The sequence below is a fragment of the Nonomuraea sp. NPDC050536 genome (assembly GCF_044457685.1).
In the GTDB taxonomy this organism is placed as follows: domain Bacteria; phylum Actinomycetota; class Actinomycetes; order Streptosporangiales; family Streptosporangiaceae; genus Nonomuraea.
This window is the reverse complement of the sequence record NZ_JBITHD010000024.1, coordinates 44,806-61,706: the sequence shown is the minus strand read 5'-3', so window position 1 is coordinate 61,706 and position 16,901 is coordinate 44,806. Positions and strand designations below refer to the sequence as shown.

Below are 16,901 nucleotides of genomic sequence, written 5' to 3'. Positions count from 1 at the left end.
GCTGGGTCACCTCCGGAGGTGAGATCGGGCCTCCTCGATCTGGCGGGTGATGGCGCCGGAGCCCGAGGCCGAGGCCAGGTCCGTCGCCTCGTCGAGGATCTCGGCGGGGTCCCCGCCTTCGGCGGCGGTGATGTAGGCCAGACCCACCAGGTTCGCGGCGACTCCCGGGAGGAAGCCCAGCGAGCGGCGCAGCCGTACCGACTCCTCGAGCAGCTCGCGGGCCCGCGGCAGGTTGCCCGCGCGGTGCTCGGCGATGCCGAGGTGGCGCAGCGCGTACGAGGCGGTGAGCTCGTCACCCGCCCGGCGGGCCAGCTCCAGCGACCGCGTCAGCTCCTCCGAGCCGGTCTCGCCGCGGACGACCTGCTGGAAGCAGCCGATCCAGAACCGGGCCTCGCCCTGGCCGCGCATGTCGCCGAGCCGCCGGTAGAGCTCAACGGCCCGCTCGAACAGCGGCAGCTCGTCCGGGCTCTCGCCCTCCCCGGCGAGGAAGCGGGCGTGCGCCACCCGCCCCCGCTTCACGCACAGGTCGGCTTCCATCGCGTCGAGCCGCCGGTCGGCCTCGTCCAGAGCCGCGGCGTCGCCGCCGAAGACGGCCCGCTCGTACAGGTGCTCCACGCCCGACACCCTAGCCAGCCACGGCGTCGTACGCCTCGCGGGCGGCCGCGACCTCGGCCAGGTGCTCCTCCGACCAGCCGTGCAGGGTGCGGAAGACGGGCACAAGGGTCCTGCTCAGGTCGCTGATCTCGTACTCCACCCGGGGCGGGATCTCGGCGTGGTAGGTACGGACGACCAGCCCGTCGCGCTCCAGTTGCCGCAGCCGCTGCGTGAGCACCTTGGGCGTGATCGACGGCAGCAGCCGGTGCAGTTCGTTGAAGCGCAACCGCCCGTGGTGCTCGAGCACCCAGATGATCGGCGTGGTCCACCGGCTGAACAGCAGGTCGACCACCGGGCTGATGGGGCAGGCGTCCTCGGTCACGGCGAACTCCTAGGCACTATCCTCTAGGTAACTACTATACCTGGGAAAGTACCGTGGAGGCATGGAGCTTCCCGAGCGCAAAGGGGACAGGCCCGAGACGGGCCCCGAAGTGCCCCACATCCAGTTCACCCAGACCAGCCCGCCCGAGATCCGCGAGAGCGTCAGGCAGTGGCTGTCCGCGCTGCCCGGCACCGTCACGGGCCGCAGCGAGATCTCCGTGCCGACCAGCTACGCGGTGTTCGCGCCCGCGGCGGCCCGGGACGCCGTCCTGATGCCGCCGCGCCAGAGCGCCGAGTTCGTCCACGTGCACGCCGACGGCAGCCTCCATCTCAGCCTGGATCCGTCCGACCACGCGGCGTTCCTGGCCTCGGGGTGGGGCGAGAAGCACCCGCTGTACGACCGGGGCGTCAACGTGGTGATGTTCTACGCCCCGCGCGACGAGGCAGAGGTGGAGGTGGCCAAGACCGTGGTCGCGGCCTCCTACGCGTACGCGACGGGTCACATGTTGATCATGTGACCGGCCAGGCCGTGGATCGCCTCCTTGACCGCCTCGCCGAGGGTCGGGTGGGCGTGCACGTTGCGGGCGACCTCGTGCACCGTCAGGTCCCACTGCTGGGCCAGGGTCAGCTCGGGCAGCAGCTCGGTCACCTCGGGGCCGATCAGGTGGGCGCCGAGCAGCTCGCCGTACTGCTCATCAGAGATGATCTTGACGAAGCCGTTGGCGTCGCCCAGGCCGTGCGCCTTGCCGTTGGCGGTGAAGGGGAACTTGACGACCTTGACGTCGTAGCCGAGGTCGCGGGCCTGCGCCTCGGTGTAGCCGAAGCTGGCGACCTGCGGCTGGCAGTAGGTGGCCCGCGGGATCATCGCGAAGTCCACCTCCATGGTCTCCGCGCCGCCGATCGTCTCGGCCGCGATGATCGCCATCGCCTCGGCGGCGTGGGCCAGCATGAGCTTGGCGGTGACGTCGCCGATGGCGTAGATGTGCGGCACGTTGGTCCGGCCGCGGCCGTCGACTTCGATGGCTCCCCGGCCATTCAACGCGACGCCCGTCTTCTCCAGGCCGTAGCCGTCCACGCGTGGCGCGAAGCCGATCGCCTGCAGCACCTTGTCGGCCTCCAGGACCTGCTGCTGCCCGTCGCGTGAGACGGTGACGCGCACGTTCGAGCCGGTGTCCTCGATGCCCTCCACCCGGGTGGAGGTGAGCACCTCGATGCCGAGCCGCTTGTAGCGCTTGGCCAGCTCGGCGGAGACGTCCTCGTCCTCGGTCGGCACGGCCCGGTCGAGGAACTCCACGATCGTCACCTTGACGCCGTAGTTGTGCAGCACGTAGGCGAACTCGACGCCGATCGCGCCCGCGCCGGCGATGATGATCGAGCCGGGCAGCTGGTCGCTGAGTATCTGCTCCTCGTAGGTCACCACGCGCTCCGACAGCGAGGTGCCGGGGATCAGCCGGGTGGTGGCGCCGGTGGCGATGATGCAGTTGGAGAACGTGATCGTCTCGCCGTTCACCTGGAGGGTGTTGGCGTCGAGGAACGTGCCGCGACCGTCGTACTCGGTGATGGCGTTCTTCTTCATCAGGTAGTGGACGCCCTTGACGCGGCCGTCGGCCACCTTGCGGCTGCGCTCGAAGGCGGCGCCGTAGTCGAAGCTCACCTCACCGGAGATGCCGAAGGTCTTGGCCTCCTTGGTGAAGATGTGCGCCAGCTCGGCGTTGCGCAGCAGCGCTTTGGAGGGGATACATCCCACGTTGAGGCAGACGCCACCCCAGTACTTCTCCTCGATCACCGCGGCGCGGAGACCCAGCTGGGCGGCGCGGACGGCGGCCGTGTACCCGCCGGGCCCAGCGCCGAGGACGACTACGTCATAGTGAGTGCTCATACCCCGGAGATTACTGGGGTCAGACATCTACCTTGTACGGCAGGCTCAGCTCCTCCGCGGGCACGCCGCGGATCCCCCAGTTCACCATGGGCATCTCGATGATGGTGATCTCCACGTCGTCGAAGACCGCCGACACCGCCCGCACCAGAGCCCGCTTGGCCTCGTCGCTGCGCCCGGTGAAGCAGACCACCTCGACGATCAGATAGCGCTCGGAGCGCTGCGGGCAGACGAAGTCGTCGGCGTCCATCAGGAAGAACCGGTGGAAGCGCTTGTCCTCGGGGATGCCCCACGCGCTGACCAGGCACGCCTGCAGCGCGTCCGAGATCTCCCACTGCCGCCCCGACCACACGTCCCGCCGGCCGTACACCTTCACCTGTGCCATGTCGGCCAATATAGAGGGCGTGATCCGACTGCTTCTAGCCGACGACGAGGCCATGATCCGTGCTGGAATCCGGGCGATCCTGGCCGCCGATCCCGAGCTGGACGTGGTGGCCGAGGCGGCCGACGGCAGGCAGGCCGTGGATCTCACCCTGAGCCACCACCCGGACGTCGCCCTGCTCGACATCCGCATGCCCAAGCTGGACGGCCTGTCCGCGGCGGCCGAGCTGAAGCGGGTGGCGCCGCGCACCGCCGTGGTGATGTTGACCACGTTCGGCGAGGACGACTACATCGCCAAGGCGCTCGACGTGGGCGCCAGCGGCTTCCTGCTGAAGTCGGGCGACCCTCGCGAGCTGCTGGCCGGCATCCACGCCGTGGCCGAGGGCGCGGCCTACCTGTCGCCCAAGGTCGCCCAGCGGGTCATCAGCCAGCTGGCCGGCGGCCGGATGGCCCGCGGAGCCCACGCCCGCGACCGCATCGAAGGCCTCACCGAGCGGGAACGGGAGGTGCTCGCCCTGCTCGGCGCCGGGATGTCCAACGCCGAGATCGCCCGCGAGCTGCACATCGTGGAGGGCACGGTCAAGGCCTACGTGAGCGCCATCCTCACGCGGCTCGACGTGCGCAACCGGGTGCAAGCCGCGATCGTCGCCCACGAGGCGGGATTGGTAGCCTGAAGTCCTGATGTACCGCACCTTGTTCGCGCTGGTCCTGCGCCGTTTCGACGCCGAGACCGTGCACCACCTCACCGTCAGGGCCTTCGCCCTGCTTTCCGCGCTGCCGCTGGTCAAGCGGTGGCTCTACAAGGCGCTGGCGCCCCAGGACCCCGCTCTGCGCGTCAGCGCGTTCGGCGTGCACTTCCCCGGGCCGCTCGGCCTGGCCGCCGGCTTCGACAAGGAGGCCGCCTGCGCCGAGGGCGTGGCCGCGGTCGGGTTCGGCCACGTCGAGGTCGGCACGATCACCGCGCACGGCCAGCCCGGCAACCCGCGCCCCCGCCTGTTCCGCGAGGTGGCCGAACGCGCGGTCGTCAACCGGATGGGCTTCAACAACGCCGGCGCCGCGGCCGCCGCCAGGCGGCTGCGCCGCACCCGCGGACTCCCCGTCGTGGTCGGCGTCAACATCGGCAAGACCAAGGTGGTGCCCGAGTCCGAGGCCGCCGCCGACTACGTGACCAGCGCCAGGATCCTCGCCCCGCTCGCCGACTACCTGGTCGTCAACGTCAGCTCGCCCAACACGCCCGGCCTGCGCAACCTGCAGGCCGTCGAGCTGCTGCGCCCGCTGCTGAAGTCGGTCAAGGACGTGGCCGACGCCACGCCCCGCCGCACCCCGCTGCTGGTCAAGATCGCCCCCGACCTCGCCGACGAGGACGTGGACGCGGTCGCCGACCTGGCCATCGAGCTGGGGCTGGACGGCATCATCGCGACCAACACCACGATCAGGCACGGCGGCGAGACAGGCGGCCTGTCCGGCCGCCCGCTGAAGGCCCGCTCGCTCGAGGTGCTGCGCCGGCTGCGCGCCCGCGTCGGTGACAGGCTCACGCTGGTGTCGGTGGGCGGCGTCGAGGACGTCGACGACGTCTGGGAGCGCCTGCTCGCCGGAGCCACCCTGGTCCAGGGCTACACAGGCTGGGTGTACGGCGGGCCGCTGTGGGCCTCGCGTATCCACCGGCAGTTGTCGAGACGCCTGCGCCGCCACGGCTACAAGTCCATCACCGACGTGATCGGCAGGACCGCCTAGCCAGGGGCTACATGCTGGGCCTGGCCGACTCGGCGCTGCGGGTCATCTCGTCCAGGTGGGTCATGACGGCCGACACCCGGACCACGCTGGGGCGGTGCGGCCGCCTGCGCTGCCACGGCCTGGGGCCGTCGAGCGGGCGGTATTCGACGCCGATCGCGTCCAGGCGGCCCAGGTGCGCGGCCAGCCGTACGTCGAAGTCGTCGCCGGCCGAGCCGGACCAGGCGACCTCGGCCAGCGCGCAGGCGCGCGGCCAGGCGCGGTAGTCGAGCACCCGTGGGTCGGTGATGCGCTCGCTCCACAGCTGCGCCTGGGCGCCGACCACGCGCTCGCGCTCCTGCGGAGCCCAGTCGGCGGGCGCGGGGGAGAAGGCGGCCACGTCCGCCACCGTGATCGCGTCGCCGATGGCCATCGGCTCGTCGGTCGTGGCGGACTCGGCGTAGTCGAAGTACAGCGGGAAGACCGGCGTGGTGATCACGTCGTGGCCCGCAGCGGCCGCCCTGCGGCCCACGCCCATGCCGCGCCAGGGCATCACCAGGGTGTCGGGCCGCAGCTCGCCGCTGACGAACGCCTCGTCCCACACCACGGCTCTGGAGCCGCGCTCGGCCAGCACGTCGGCCAGGCGGCGCAGGAACCACGCCTGCAGCTCGGCCGGCGAGCCCAGGCCGAGCGACTCCCGGTAGGCGATGATCTCCTGTGAGGCGGCCCAGTCGTCCAGCACCACCTCGTCGCCGCCGATGTGCACGTACGGCGTCTCGCCCAGCGCGCCGAGCAGCTCGTCGAAGATCGTGGTGAGGAACTCCACGGTGGGCGGCAGCGGCGACAGGATGCCGGGGGAGATGCCCCACCGGTCCATCACCCCGTACTCGCCGGGCCGGGAGGCGAACGACGGGTAGGCCGCCAGGATCGCCGAGGCGTGCCCGGGCACGTCGATCTCCGGCACGATCGTGACCGCCCTGGCCCGCGCGTAGGTGGCGATCTCGGCCAGGTCCGCCAGCGTGTAGTAGCCGCCGTGCGGCACGTCGTCATAGGTGTCGGGCTCGCGCCAGTAGTTGGTGGCCGTACGAGGCCGGTGCGAGGCCACCTCGTGCAGCAGCGGGAAGGCCGGGCTCTCCACCCGCCAGCCCTGGTCGTCGACCAGGTGCAGGTGCAGGCGGTTCAGCTTGTGCAGGGCCATCAGATCCACCATGCGCAGCACCTCCCGCTTGGGCAGGAAGTGCCGTGCCACGTCCAGGTGGAGCCCCCGCCAGGAAAGGCGCGGCGCGTCCTCGATCCGCACGCCGGGAACGTGCCACGGACCGCCCGCCACGGTGCGGAAGGACTCGTCGGGCAGCAGCTGGTGCAGCGACTGGGCCGCGTAGAAGGCGCCCGCGGGGCCGCCCGCCGCGATCTCCACGCCACGGGAACCGGCCGTCAGCCGGTAGGCCTCGGGCCCAAGCTCCGGATCGAGCCGCAGATCCACCGCCCCTGTGTCACCCGGGAGCAGATCCAGGGCAGGCAGCGCGAGCCGTACGGGAGCGATCAGGTCGGCGGGGCCGGAGACGGTCGCGCCGACGGACAGTTCGTAGGAACCGGACAGGTCGCTGCGCAGCCGCGGGCGAGGGATCATGCCTTCAGATAGTGCTGCAATCCGTTCGCCAGCGCCAATGCCATCTTCTGCCGGAACCTGGGGTCCTCGAACTTGGCGGCGTCACCGGGATTCTTCATGTTGCCGCACTCCACGAACACTTTCGGCACGGTCGACAGGTTGAGCCCGCCGAGGTCGTCGCGGAAGTCGAGGGCGTTCTTGCCGATGTAGGTGGAGTACGGGATGCCGGTGCCCCGGAGGTAGGCGTCGCGGATGGCCACGCCGAGCGCGCGGGACTTGCCGACGACGGGATCGACCGGGCCGTTGATCTTCTTCGGCATGATCACGTGGAAGCCGTGGTCGCTCTTGGCGGCCCCGTCGCCGTGCACGGACAGCGCGGCGGCGGCCTTGGCCCTGTTGCCGATCGCGGCCCGCTCGGTGATGCACGGGCCCACGCTGTTGTTGTCGGACCTGGTCAGCTTCACCGTCGCGCCGCGCTCCTGCAGGATCTTCTTGATCCGGTTGGAGACGTCCCAGCTGAAGGCGGCCTCGGTGTAGCCGCTGACGGTGTCGGTGCCGGTCGTGTCGCAGGGCTTCTTCTTGGTCAGCACGTCGACCAGCTGGTTGATCTGCTTGGGCGCGCGATAGTTGCCCCCGTTGTGCCCGGGGTCGATGACGATGGTCAGGCCCTGGAGCGGTTTGGCGGCAGGCGTCGTGGCCGGCTTGGTGGCGGTTTTTCCGGCCGACGCGGCGGGTGCCTGGAGGGGGGCTCTGCCCGGCGCGGCGGCGTCACCCTGTGCGACGCCACCGCACCCGGCGGCGGTCAGTGCGCAGAGGGTCAGGACGGAGGCTGGGAGTGCACGCATGCGCTCCACGTTACGTCATCGTGACCGATCACCACACGTGTTCGCCAACCTCCTGCCGCTCGAGCAGCGCCGCCAGCTCCCTGGCGTCCTCGGCGTCGAGCCCGAGAACCACGCGCGGGCGACCCCACGGGTGGTCGAGGGAGTGGGCGACGTAGCTGGCGACGGATTCCGCGCCCGCGTCCGTGCCCCTCCCTCGTCCCGCCCGCCAGTGCGCCCAGGCCCGCTCGAGTTCGGCGGCGGCTCGCTGGGCGCACGACACCAATTCAGGATCACGCATGACTGTTCCCCCGGATCAGACGTAGTGACCCTGCGTAGTTAACTCCCGGGAGGCCAGGGGGCCGAAGGGGTTGACCAGGCCTTGGCGCGCTATTGGGTGGGTCCCGTGCTGCGTCGCACGATGAGATCGGGGGTCACCTGCCGCAGCCGCGCGACCTTGCCGGGATCTCCGATCCGGTCGCTGAGCAGGGCGGCAGCCGACCGGCCCATGGTACGGCGGGGCTGGTCGACCGAGGTGAGTGAGACATGGCGGGACGACGCGAGCAGGGTGTTGTCGTAGCCGACCACCGACAGGTCTTCCGGCACTCTCAGGCCCAGTTCGCCGGCGGCTGACAGCACGCCGAGCGCAACCACGTCATTGGCGGCGAAGATCGCCGTAGGCCTGGGTTCGCGGGTCAGCAGGGCGATCGCCGCCTGCCTGCCGCCTTCTTCGGTCGACTCCGCGTGTTCGACCATGATGTAGGGGGCCAGCGCGTGCCTGCGCATCGCCACGAGGTAGCCCTCGCAGCGTGAGGAACGCACGCCCTCGATGTGCGCGATCCGCTTGTGGCCGAGCTCGACCAGGTGGTCGATGGCCAGGCGGGCGCCGAGCTGGTCGTCGTCGACCACGACGTCGACGCCTTCGAGCTCGATGTCACGTTCCCCGACGACGACCGTCGGGGTGTAGCTGGTGGCCTCGATCAGCGTCTCGCTGGTCGGCGCGATCCCTAACAGCACCAGCCCGTCGACCCTGAGCTCGAGGAATGCCTCGACGGCCTCGTCCTCGAACGCCGGATCCCACTGGCTGTTGCCGATCAGCATGCGCAGGCCGTCGCCGTGCAGGCTCTCCTGCAGTCCGTCGAGCAACTCTGCGTAGAACGGGTTGTGCAGGTCGGCCACCAGCGCGCCGACGAGGTGCGTGCGACCCTCGACCAGGCTGCGCGCCACGGCGTTCGGCCGGTAGCCGAGCTCGCGCGCGGCCTGCAGCACGGCCTGCCGGCGGTGCTCGCTCACGTGCGGCGAGCCGCGGAGCACGAGAGATACCAGCGATTTGGAGACGCCGGCACGCTCGGCGACGTTACGGATGGTGGGTCTGGGCCGAGGCAGACCGTCTACCTCACGGAGCTCGGCGATAGTTGAAGTGTTGACGGGTGGTCCTGACATGTGTCTCCCCCGCGATGCGAAGTTGGGCACCTGTCTGACCAAACGATCGAGTCCGCCGCAGGGTACGGCCTTGGGTCCGGTAAAGCTGATATTGACCGAGCCCCCACAGGTCAGCTATCGGGTTCGGCGTCGGCTACTGTGCAGATGTGACACCAGGTACCCGGGCTCCCCGGCGGCGGCTGAGTGTTGATCGCCGGCGTGAGGAGCTCATGACGGCCGCCCTGGAGCTCTTCAGCAAGCGTGATGCGGAAGACGTCTCGATCGACGACGTGGCCTCGGCGGCGGGGGCATCAAGAGCCCTGGTCTACCACTACTTCGGTGGCAAGCAGGAGCTCTACGTCGCCGCGTTGAAGAGCGCGGCCGAGCAACTGGAGTCGCGGCTGCGGCCGCAGGAGCACGGCAGGCCGCTCGACGAACTGGCCTCCGGGCTGAGGCGGTACTTCGACTTCGTCGAGGAACACGCCGCAGGATTCGCCGCGCTGCTGCGCGGCGGGCCCGCCAACAGGGCGGGCGAGATCGGCGAGATCGTCGACGGGGTACGGCGGCGCCTGTTCCGCATGATCCAGAAGCAGATGCGCGTCGACGACCCGAGTCCGGTGCTGCGCACGACGCTGCGCTCGTGGATCGCCTCGGTCGAGACCGCCGGCCTCGACTGGCTCGAGCATCGCGACATCGAGCGTCCCACGCTCGAGAAGATGCTCGTCGACCACATGATCGCGCTGCTGGGTGTCGCCGCGAACTACGACGAGGATGTCCGCCGGTTGTTCGAGCTGCTCGTTCAGGAGCAGATCGCCTAGGAGCCCGCCCGGACTCGCCGGACGGTCACCGTGTGTGAGGAAGGATGGCGCCGGGCGGGCGGCGCCAACTCCCCATACGACACGACGTCGTTCAAACCCCCCTGAGGCAGGGGGGCTCTACTCCGAGCGCTGCTGCGGAATCCCCGCGAGCAGTGCGCGAACCTCGGTCTCCCGGTAGCGCCGGTGACCGCCGAGGGTACGAATCGACGTCAACTTGCCCGCCTTGGCCCACCGCGTAACGGTCTTGGGGTCGACCCTGAACATGGTCGCGACCTCAGCGGGCGTGAGCAGTGGCTCGGCCTCGGGTGTACGAGCTGACATTTGTGCGGCCTCTCCTCCGTGTGGACCGGCTTCGCGATCCTGCGACTGCCTTTGCGCGTGTCACGGATGTCCCCCTATAGCCCAGAGCGTGCGGCTTTTCCGAGCCATATGCGGCATCACCCGAAGTGACCATACCGCCACGCAGAGCGATTGGCGAGTCCTTCTTTGACCCAACTGCCCGCTCACATGGCGATGTCACGCTCGGTGATTCTAGCGACACGTTTCGTGGTATCGCAGTGAAAACGGCAAACTACTCAGTTCGCAGAAGCCAGGAGCCGCGACGCTTGACCTACTCATGCAGGTCAGACGGTTGTAATGGGGTTCAGTTGGCAGATTCCAGAAGTTGCATTGACTTCCAGCGCAAGATCACCCGTTGGTACATGGCGAAGGCAAGCTCTTCTTGACCCGTGTCCAAGCCCGTCAGAGCCGCGGAAAGCTCCGCCACGGACTGATCGGCCTGCAGCGCGTCGTCGTTCATCAGGTGCACCAGCCCGCCGTAGTCGAGCTCGACCAGCGAGTGCGGGTGGAACTCCTCCAGCCAGCGCGCCACGTCCTCCACGTCGAGCGCGGCCGAGACGTCCTCGCCCAGGTGCCTGCGCAGCACCTGCAGTGCCCTGGCCGACCGGCGCCTGGCCTGCGCCATGGAGGTGACGTAGATCAGGTTGCGGCCCGTGGCCGTCGTCACGTCCTGACCCAGCGTGGCGCTGCCCAGCACCAGCCAGCGCTCGTTGCCGTCGAAGGGCACGAACCAGGACGGCGGCACGTGCCAGGCCGTGGTGCGGATGTGGGTGCGCAACAAGGACGAGCCGCCGGTGCGCTTGAACCGGTCGAAGTCGTCGGCCGTCTGCTCCGCGATGGCCTTGGGCACGAAACGGTCCAACAGCTTCACGGGGGTGCTGCCGCGCAGCCGTGAGAAGGCCAGCCACGAGCGCAGGCGGGTCTGCCAGGGGCAGACGTACAAACGATCCTCCACGCGCCGCAAATAGGCGTTGGGGCTCTCCTGTGCGGGGGCGGGATGCGGGGGAACGCCGAGCAGGCGCATGACGGACTCGCCGTGCTCGACTTGCAGGGCGTTGGCACGGCGGGGGCGGTCGCGCGATTCGGCGTAGTCGGCCCACATCTTGCGGTCGGTCTCGGCGAACGCGGTCAGCGGCTCGTACACGCGGAGGTACGCGGCATAGGGCAGCACGGAGGCATCGTGTCATGAAGACACCCTGCTTGCACCGTTGTGACTACGCTGAGAGGCGATCTCCGCTGCAAAGGGGCAGCGGTCTGGACAGGGAGTCACAACAGTGACCGACGTCTTCGGCTCGTCCCACAAGGACGTACATGAGCAGGTCGTGTTCTGCGCAGACGAGCAGAGCGGCCTACGGGCGATCATCGCCATCCACAACACCGCGCTCGGGCCCGCGCTCGGGGGCACCCGGTTCTATCCCTACGACAGCGAGCAGGCGGCCCTGGCCGACGTGCTCAACCTCGCCAAGGGGATGTCCTACAAGAACGCGCTGGCCGGGCTCGACCTCGGCGGCGGCAAGGCGGTCATCATCGGCGACCCCGCCACGATGAAGTCCGAGGCGCTGCTGCGGGCCTACGGCCGCTTCGTCGAGTCACTCGGCGGCCGCTACATCACCGCGTGCGACGTGGGCACCTACAGCGAGGACATGGACATCGTGGCCAGGGAGTCGCGATTCGTCACCGGCCGCACGCTGGCGCACGGCGGCGCGGGAGACTCCTCCATCCTGACCGCCTTCGGCGTCTTCCAGGGCATGCGCGCCTCGGTCGAGCACGTGTACGGCTCGCCGTCCCTGGTCGGCAAGCGCGTCGGGGTCGAGGGCGTGGGCAAGGTGGGCCACCGCCTGGTCGACCACCTGATCGAGGACGGCGCGGAGGTCGTCATCTGCGACGTCAGCCCCGAGGCCGTGGACCGGGTCCGCCGGCGCCACCCCCAGGTGGAGGTGGTCGCCGACGCGGTCGAGCTCACCGCGGCGGACATCGACGTGCTGGCCCCCTGCGCGCTCGGCGGCGCGCTGGACGACGAGACGGTCGCCAGGCTCCGTGTGAAGGTCGTCTGCGGTGCGGCCAACAACCAACTGGCCCATCCGGGCGTGGAGAAGCAGCTCGCCGACCGCGGGATCCTCTACGCGCCCGACTACGTGGTCAACTCCGGCGGCGTCATCCAGGTCGCGGACGAGATCGAGGGCTTCAACATGGAACGAGCCAGGGCGAAGGCGACCCAGATCTATGACACGACTCTGAAGATCTTCGGAATGGCCGCTGAAGAGGGAGTACCGCCGGCGGTCGCAGCCGATAGGCTGGCAGAGCGCAGAATGTCGGAAGTCGGGCGAATTAGGGCCATTTGGTTGGGCCGCTGACGCCCCGCGTCCATACGACGTACCGAGCTGGGCACAAAACAGGTACGGTAATAGGCGAACGATAGGCTGACGCCCGCAGTCAGGTGGCGTCAGTGTGTGGTGCGTTAGCGACGAGGGGTCGGGGACGACCCCACACGAGGGGGTCGAGCCAATGGGGCGCGGCCGAGCAAAGGCCAAGCAGGTCAAGGTTGCTCGCCAGCTGAAGTACAACAGCGGTGGCACAGATCTTGATCGTCTTCGCGATGAACTCGGGGTCGGAGACTCCGGCAACGACGACGCCGACGACCGCAACGACGAGCTGGCGGATCGCTACGCCGATTACGCCGATGACTACGGCGACGAGGGCGACGACGACAACCGTCGACCCGACCGCCGTTAGCCGCTTTTCAGGTTGATGTAGACCCGCACCCGGTGTGCCCAGCACACCGGGTGCGAGTCTGCGTGCCCGCGTCGGAGACCTCCGCCGCGGGCTCGGTCGTGTTCGCCGTTGCGGTACGCGGAAGCCCTTGCCTCCTGTTGGGGCAAGGGCTTCTGTACGGCAAGCCACCCAACCGCCAGTCGCCGTACTCCGGCTGGGCTCTGTCCAGGGAGACGCTCCTGCGGTGATGCGGGCTGCGCGCCGTTACGGCGCCCGCCTACCGCGCGTAGCGGGCCTGGCCTGAGCCGGGCACGACCTCACCGAGGACCCACGCGGGCACGTCACGCCCGGCGAGCAGCCGGATCGCCGCGTCGGCCACGTCGGCCGGGACGATCGCCGCCATGCCGACACCGAGGTTGAAGGTCCTGTCCAGGTCCTTCTGCTCGATCCGGCCGTGCCCGGCGAGCACCTCGAAGACCGCCGGGGCAGTCCACGAGCCGCGCGCGAGCACCGCGTCCAGGTGTGGCGGCAGGGAACGCGACAGGTTGCCCTCCAGGCCGCCGCCGGTGATGTGGGCGTAGGCGTGCACCTCGAGCTCGCGGGCCAGCGCCAGGCAGTCGAGCGAGTAGATCCTGGTCGGCTCGAGCAGCTCCTCGCCCAGCGGCCGGCCGAGCTCGGGCAGCACCGCGTCCAGCGACAGACCCGCGCTCTTCAGCACGTGGCGCACCAGCGAGTATCCGTTGGAGTGGATCCCGGAGGAGGCCAGCGCGAGCACGGCGTCGCCCTCCTGGACCCGGGACGCGCCGAGCATGGCCTCGGCCTCCACCACTCCGGTGCCGGCGCCGGCCAGGTCGTACTCGTCGGCGCCCATGGCTCCCGGGTGCTCGGCGGTCTCGCCGCCCACCAGCGCGGCGCCCGCCAGGCGGCAGCCCTCGGCCACCCCGCCGACGATCTCGGCGATCCGCTCGGGGACCACCTTGCCGCAGGCGATGTAGTCGGTCATGAACAGCGGCTCCGCACCGCACACCACGAGGTCGTCCAGGACCATGCCGACCAGGTCGATGCCGATCGTGTCGTGCTTGCCGTACTGCTGGGCGAGCATGACCTTGGTGCCGACGCCGTCGGTGGAGGTCGCCAGCAGCGGTCGCCTGTAGCGCAGCAGCGCGGAGGCGTCGAACAGCCCGGCGAAGCCGCTGGCGTCGTCGACCACCTCGGGCCTGCGCGAGCGGGCCACCTTGGACTTCATCAGCTCGACGGCCCGCTCACCGGCCTCGATGTCGACGCCGGCAGCTTCGTATGTACTCACACGGCCTCCTTCGTCGGCAATGCGAGTACGGCACTGTGTCTGATGGTGCTCTCGCTACGCTCGATCACTTACTGCTCTCCAGCACGTACTTGCCCACGTTGTCCTGGTCGATGGGGATCGGGTACGAGCCGTCGAAGCACGCCCTGCACAGCCGCTCGGCCGGGATCGTGGTCGCCGCGGTCAGGCCCTCCAGAGAGATGTAGCCGAGCGAGTCGGCGCCCAGCGAGGCGCGGATCTCCTCGACCGACAGCGACCCGGCGATGAGCTCGGCCCTGGTGGCGAAGTCGATGCCGTAGAAGCACGGCCAGGCCACCGGCGGCGAGGAGATGCGCACGTGCACCTCGCGGGCGCCGGCCTCGCGCAGCATCTTCACGATCGCGCGCTGGGTGTTGCCGCGCACGATCGAGTCGTCCACGACGACCAGGCGCTTGCCTTCGACGACCTCGCGCAGCGGGTTCAGCTTGAGGCGGATGCCGAGCTGGCGGATGGTCTGCGAGGGCTGGATGAAGGTGCGGCCCACGTAGGTGTTCTTGACCAGGCCCTGCCCGTAGGGGATCCCGCTCTCCTGGGCGTAGCCGACGGCGGCCGGGGTGCCCGACTCGGGAGTGGGGATGACCAGGTCGGCCTCGGCCGGGTGCTCGCGGGCCAGCACGCGTCCGACCTCGACCCGGGTGACCTGCACGCCGCGCCCGGCGATCGTGGTGTCGGGGCGGGCCAGGTAGACGTACTCGAACAGGCAGCCCTTGGGCTCGGCCATCGCGAAGCGGCGCGAGCGGACGCCGCGCTCGTCGATGGTGAGCAGCTCGCCCGGCTCGACCTCGCGCACGAACGTGGCGCCCACGATGTCGAGCGCCGCGGTCTCCGAGGCCACCACCCAGCCGCTGGACAGGCGGCCGAGCACCAGCGGGCGGATGCCCTGCGGGTCGCGGGCGGCATACAGCGTCTTCTCGTCCATGAAGACCAGGCAGTAGGCGCCCTTGACCTGCGGCAGCAGCTCGGCCGCCGCGTCCTCGATGGACCTGGAGCGGTCCTGGGCCAGCAGTGTGGTCAGGACCTCGGTGTCGGTGGTGGCCCTGGTGACCCCCGGGGCCAGCCGCTCGGCCAGCTCGGGGGTGTTGATCAGGTTACCGTTGTGCGCGAGCGCGAGCCCGCCGATCTCGGTGGAGCTCAGCGTGGGCTGCGCGTTCTCCCACACGCTCGAGCCGGTCGTGGAATAGCGGCAGTGGCCGACGGCCAGGTGGCCGCGCAGGGTGCCGAGCACGGACTCGTCGAAGACCTGGGCCACCAGGCCCATGTCCTTGTAGACGAGAATGCGGCTGCCCTCGCTGACCGCGATGCCCGCGGACTCCTGGCCGCGGTGCTGCAGCGCGTACAGCCCGTAGTAGGTGAGTTTGGACACTTCCTCGCCTGGCGCCCACACGCCGAAAACGCCACAAGCGTCCTGCGGTGCGCGGTCGTGGGGGTCCAGGTCATGGCCGAGTCGGCCGTCGCCCTTGAGCACGTACTTCAGTCTAGGTCGGAGCCTTCAGTGCTCGCACACCCGGGCCCCAGATCGTCGCTGGTCGGCCCTCATCCCACATGCACGCTGCGGCCGGCGTTGGAGCCGTCGCGGACGATTTCGCCGGTCAGGTTGCGGTTCTGCGCCGAACCGAGGAACAGCAGCAGCGCGGCCACGTCATCGGCCGTCGACAGCTTCCTGCTCGGCGTGCGGGCGGCGATCCCGTCGAGCACCGCCTGCGGGAGGAAGTCGCGCTCCGTGATCGTCAGCCCCGCGGCCAGCACGTTGACCAGGACGCCGTCGCGTCCCGCCTGCCAGGCCAGCGTCCGTGCCAGGCCGTGCAGCGCCGCCTTGGCCGCGCCGTACGGCCCGGACCCGGGGGTGCCCTCCTCGGCGATACCCGAGGAGACCAGCACGATCCGGCCGAAGCCCTTCTCCCGCATCCCCGGCAGCACGGACTGGACGAGCACCACATTGCCCACGACGTTGGCGTGGAGCATCTCCGTCCAGTGTTCGGCGGGGACGTCCTCGAACGGCTCATCCGAGGGCGCGCCGCCGCCCCACAGCACCGCGTTGGCGATCAACGAGTCGAACGGCCCCGTCTCGGCGACCGCCGCCCTGATGCCCTCATGGTCTGACAGGTCCAGGTGTACGGCTCGCGCCTGGCCGCCCGCCTGCTCGATCTCCTTCACTACCTGCTCGGCCCGGTCGGGACCCGAGTTGTAGGTGAGGGTGACCCGGTGTCCCGCCTGGCCGAAGGCGCGAGCGGTGGCGGCCCCGATGCCCGAGGAACCGCCGGTGATCAGAACGTGCATGGTGCACTCCTTTGAATTAGCCAACTAATTAGTCAGCTAATCGCAGGGAGTCATCTTCGGCAAGCCGGTTTCGCCCTCAGCGGACGGGCAGGTCCACAGCGCGCCTATCAGGCGGGTGATGGTCCGGCGATCCTCCGGGTCGAGCTGGGCGAGCAACTCCTCGTCTGTCTTGCGCCAGATCTCCTCGACCGGCCGCTGCAATGCCTTGCCCGCCTCGGTGAGGTGCACGTGGCTCAGCCTCGGGCGCCTGGGGTCGGGTGTCCTGTGCACGAATCCGGAGCGCTCCAGCCGCTGCAGGGCCTTGGTCACCGTGGGCGGCTCGACGCCCAGGCGGGAGATCAGCTCGCTCTGCGACAGGCCGTCCTCGCGCCACAGCTGGTTGAGCAGCATCTCCTGGCCCACGTGCAGGCCCAGCTCCGACAGCTCGGCCGCGATCCGGTACCGGTGCACCTTCGTGATCTTGATCAGCGCGTAGGTGAGGGTCTCGTCGAGCATGCATCCATCTTGCCTTTCGCCAGCGACTTTGGCGCACGGTGACCCAAGCCTGGGCGGGGTCTTACCGTGTCGTCCTCCTTCGTCGGCGGGTCGCGCGAAAAGGTGGGGTATCCGGCTTGTAGAC

20 protein-coding genes are annotated in these 16,901 nt (G+C 69.7%); 6 read left to right on the top strand and 14 right to left on the bottom strand.

Annotation, left to right across the window (positions count from 1 at the left end):
* Window positions 1-6: 6 nt before the first annotated feature.
* Both ACIBHX_RS43775 and ACIBHX_RS43770 read right to left on the bottom strand, forming a co-directional pair.
* Window positions 7-615 (bottom strand): hypothetical protein, encoded by a 609-nt coding sequence (locus tag ACIBHX_RS43775; protein ID WP_397073828.1) that lies wholly within the window; start codon window positions 613-615, stop codon window positions 7-9.
* 10 nt (window positions 616-625) lie between these two features.
* Window positions 626-976: a winged helix-turn-helix transcriptional regulator gene (locus ACIBHX_RS43770; RefSeq protein ID WP_397073827.1), complete on the bottom strand. Its 351-nt coding sequence runs from the start codon at window positions 974-976 to the stop codon at window positions 626-628.
* Window positions 977-1,037: 61 nt separating this feature from the next.
* On the opposite strand from ACIBHX_RS43770, the gene ACIBHX_RS43765 reads away from it, so the two are divergent.
* Window positions 1,038-1,493: a luciferase family protein gene (locus ACIBHX_RS43765; RefSeq protein ID WP_397073825.1), complete on the top strand. Its 456-nt coding sequence runs from the start codon at window positions 1,038-1,040 to the stop codon at window positions 1,491-1,493.
* Here ACIBHX_RS43765 and lpdA read toward each other — a convergent pair.
* Window positions 1,475-2,854, bottom strand: a complete 1,380-nt coding sequence (lpdA, locus tag ACIBHX_RS43760) for a dihydrolipoyl dehydrogenase (RefSeq protein ID WP_397073824.1) — start codon at window positions 2,852-2,854, stop codon at window positions 1,475-1,477. The two genes, ACIBHX_RS43765 and lpdA, sit on opposite strands and share 19 nt — an antisense overlap.
* A 19-nt stretch (window positions 2,855-2,873) precedes the next feature.
* Window positions 2,874-3,236 carry a tautomerase family protein gene (locus ACIBHX_RS43755; protein ID WP_397073822.1) on the bottom strand — a complete coding sequence of 121 codons (363 nt, stop codon included), beginning with the start codon at window positions 3,234-3,236 and terminating at the stop codon, window positions 2,874-2,876.
* 19 nt (window positions 3,237-3,255) lie between these two features.
* Between ACIBHX_RS43755 and ACIBHX_RS43750 the strand changes: the two genes are divergently transcribed.
* Both ACIBHX_RS43750 and ACIBHX_RS43745 read left to right on the top strand, forming a co-directional pair.
* Window positions 3,256-3,906, top strand: coding sequence for a response regulator (locus ACIBHX_RS43750; protein WP_397073820.1), 651 nt, complete (start codon window positions 3,256-3,258; stop codon window positions 3,904-3,906).
* Between the two features lie 7 nt (window positions 3,907-3,913).
* On the top strand, window positions 3,914-4,966 hold the full coding sequence (locus ACIBHX_RS43745; protein ID WP_397073818.1) for a quinone-dependent dihydroorotate dehydrogenase: 1,053 nt from the start codon (window positions 3,914-3,916) through the stop codon (window positions 4,964-4,966).
* A gap of 7 nt (window positions 4,967-4,973) precedes the next feature.
* On the opposite strand, the gene ACIBHX_RS43740 is transcribed toward ACIBHX_RS43745, so the two are convergent.
* From ACIBHX_RS43740 to ACIBHX_RS43725, 4 genes are all read right to left on the bottom strand, one after another.
* A complete protein-coding gene (locus ACIBHX_RS43740; protein WP_397073816.1) occupies window positions 4,974-6,572 on the bottom strand; it encodes a beta-N-acetylhexosaminidase in 1,599 nt (532 codons plus the stop codon).
* Window positions 6,569-7,396, bottom strand: a complete 828-nt coding sequence (locus ACIBHX_RS43735) for an N-acetylmuramoyl-L-alanine amidase (protein WP_397073814.1) — start codon at window positions 7,394-7,396, stop codon at window positions 6,569-6,571. The genes ACIBHX_RS43740 and ACIBHX_RS43735 overlap by 4 nt, the downstream gene beginning before the upstream one ends.
* A 28-nt stretch (window positions 7,397-7,424) precedes the next feature.
* Complete coding sequence (locus tag ACIBHX_RS43730; RefSeq protein WP_397073812.1) at window positions 7,425-7,673, bottom strand: hypothetical protein; 249 nt, start codon at window positions 7,671-7,673, stop codon at window positions 7,425-7,427.
* 89 nt (window positions 7,674-7,762) lie between these two features.
* A complete protein-coding gene (locus ACIBHX_RS43725) occupies window positions 7,763-8,815 on the bottom strand; it encodes a LacI family DNA-binding transcriptional regulator (protein ID WP_397073811.1) in 1,053 nt (350 codons plus the stop codon).
* A 209-nt stretch (window positions 8,816-9,024) separates the two neighbouring features.
* Here ACIBHX_RS43725 and ACIBHX_RS43720 point away from each other — a divergent pair, with 209 nt between their 5' ends.
* Window positions 9,025-9,612 carry a TetR/AcrR family transcriptional regulator gene (locus ACIBHX_RS43720; protein ID WP_397073810.1) on the top strand — a complete coding sequence of 196 codons (588 nt, stop codon included), beginning with the start codon at window positions 9,025-9,027 and terminating at the stop codon, window positions 9,610-9,612.
* A 117-nt stretch (window positions 9,613-9,729) separates the two neighbouring features.
* Here ACIBHX_RS43720 and bldC read toward each other — a convergent pair whose 3' ends face one another.
* Window positions 9,730-9,933 carry a developmental transcriptional regulator BldC gene (bldC, locus tag ACIBHX_RS43715; RefSeq protein ID WP_013133571.1) on the bottom strand — a complete coding sequence of 68 codons (204 nt, stop codon included), beginning with the start codon at window positions 9,931-9,933 and terminating at the stop codon, window positions 9,730-9,732.
* A 322-nt stretch (window positions 9,934-10,255) separates the two neighbouring features.
* Window positions 10,256-11,122, bottom strand: coding sequence for a hypothetical protein (locus ACIBHX_RS43710; protein ID WP_397073809.1), 867 nt, complete (start codon window positions 11,120-11,122; stop codon window positions 10,256-10,258).
* A gap of 103 nt (window positions 11,123-11,225) precedes the next feature.
* Between ACIBHX_RS43710 and ACIBHX_RS43705 the strand changes: the two genes are divergently transcribed.
* Together ACIBHX_RS43705 and ACIBHX_RS43700 are read left to right on the top strand one after the other, a co-directional pair.
* Entirely contained in the window at window positions 11,226-12,305 is a 1,080-nt protein-coding gene (locus ACIBHX_RS43705) for a Glu/Leu/Phe/Val dehydrogenase (RefSeq protein WP_397073808.1), read from the top strand.
* Between the two features lie 151 nt (window positions 12,306-12,456).
* Window positions 12,457-12,684 (top strand): DUF3073 domain-containing protein, encoded by a 228-nt coding sequence (locus tag ACIBHX_RS43700; RefSeq protein WP_397073806.1) that lies wholly within the window; start codon window positions 12,457-12,459, stop codon window positions 12,682-12,684.
* A gap of 256 nt (window positions 12,685-12,940) precedes the next feature.
* Here the strand turns inward: ACIBHX_RS43700 and purM are convergent, their stop codons facing one another.
* From purM to ACIBHX_RS43680, 4 genes are all read right to left on the bottom strand, one after another.
* Window positions 12,941-13,969 (bottom strand): phosphoribosylformylglycinamidine cyclo-ligase, encoded by a 1,029-nt coding sequence (purM, locus tag ACIBHX_RS43695; RefSeq protein WP_397073805.1) that lies wholly within the window; start codon window positions 13,967-13,969, stop codon window positions 12,941-12,943.
* Window positions 13,970-14,033: 64 nt separating this feature from the next.
* Window positions 14,034-15,470 carry an amidophosphoribosyltransferase gene (gene purF, locus ACIBHX_RS43690; RefSeq protein WP_397073803.1) on the bottom strand — a complete coding sequence of 479 codons (1,437 nt, stop codon included), beginning with the start codon at window positions 15,468-15,470 and terminating at the stop codon, window positions 14,034-14,036.
* Between the two features lie 68 nt (window positions 15,471-15,538).
* Entirely contained in the window at window positions 15,539-16,282 is a 744-nt protein-coding gene (locus ACIBHX_RS43685) for an SDR family NAD(P)-dependent oxidoreductase (RefSeq protein WP_397073801.1), read from the bottom strand.
* Between the two features lie 36 nt (window positions 16,283-16,318).
* Window positions 16,319-16,777 carry a MarR family winged helix-turn-helix transcriptional regulator gene (locus tag ACIBHX_RS43680; protein ID WP_397073799.1) on the bottom strand — a complete coding sequence of 153 codons (459 nt, stop codon included), beginning with the start codon at window positions 16,775-16,777 and terminating at the stop codon, window positions 16,319-16,321.
* Window positions 16,778-16,901: the final 124 nt, after the last annotated feature.

Bases quoted from the DNA above. Each gene is read 5' to 3' on its own strand.
- ACIBHX_RS43765 (WP_397073825.1), top strand. From the start codon at position 1,038: ATGGAGCTTCCCGAGCGCAAAGGGGACAGGCCCGAGACGGGCCCCGAA.
- lpdA (WP_397073824.1), bottom strand. From the start codon at position 2,854: ATGAGCACTCACTATGACGTAGTCGTCCTCGGCGCTGGGCCCGGCGGG.
- ACIBHX_RS43755 (WP_397073822.1), bottom strand. From the start codon at position 3,236: ATGGCACAGGTGAAGGTGTACGGCCGGCGGGACGTGTGGTCGGGGCGG.
- ACIBHX_RS43745 (WP_397073818.1), top strand. From the start codon at position 3,914: ATGTACCGCACCTTGTTCGCGCTGGTCCTGCGCCGTTTCGACGCCGAG.
- ACIBHX_RS43740 (WP_397073816.1), bottom strand. From the start codon at position 6,572: ATGATCCCTCGCCCGCGGCTGCGCAGCGACCTGTCCGGTTCCTACGAA.
- ACIBHX_RS43735 (WP_397073814.1), bottom strand. From the start codon at position 7,396: ATGCGTGCACTCCCAGCCTCCGTCCTGACCCTCTGCGCACTGACCGCC.
- ACIBHX_RS43730 (WP_397073812.1), bottom strand. From the start codon at position 7,673: ATGCGTGATCCTGAATTGGTGTCGTGCGCCCAGCGAGCCGCCGCCGAA.
- ACIBHX_RS43725 (WP_397073811.1), bottom strand. From the start codon at position 8,815: ATGTCAGGACCACCCGTCAACACTTCAACTATCGCCGAGCTCCGTGAG.
- ACIBHX_RS43720 (WP_397073810.1), top strand. From the start codon at position 9,025: ATGACGGCCGCCCTGGAGCTCTTCAGCAAGCGTGATGCGGAAGACGTC.
- bldC (WP_013133571.1), bottom strand. From the start codon at position 9,933: ATGTCAGCTCGTACACCCGAGGCCGAGCCACTGCTCACGCCCGCTGAG.
- ACIBHX_RS43700 (WP_397073806.1), top strand. From the start codon at position 12,457: ATGGGGCGCGGCCGAGCAAAGGCCAAGCAGGTCAAGGTTGCTCGCCAG.
- ACIBHX_RS43685 (WP_397073801.1), bottom strand. From the start codon at position 16,282: ATGCACGTTCTGATCACCGGCGGTTCCTCGGGCATCGGGGCCGCCACC.
- ACIBHX_RS43680 (WP_397073799.1), bottom strand. From the start codon at position 16,777: ATGCTCGACGAGACCCTCACCTACGCGCTGATCAAGATCACGAAGGTG.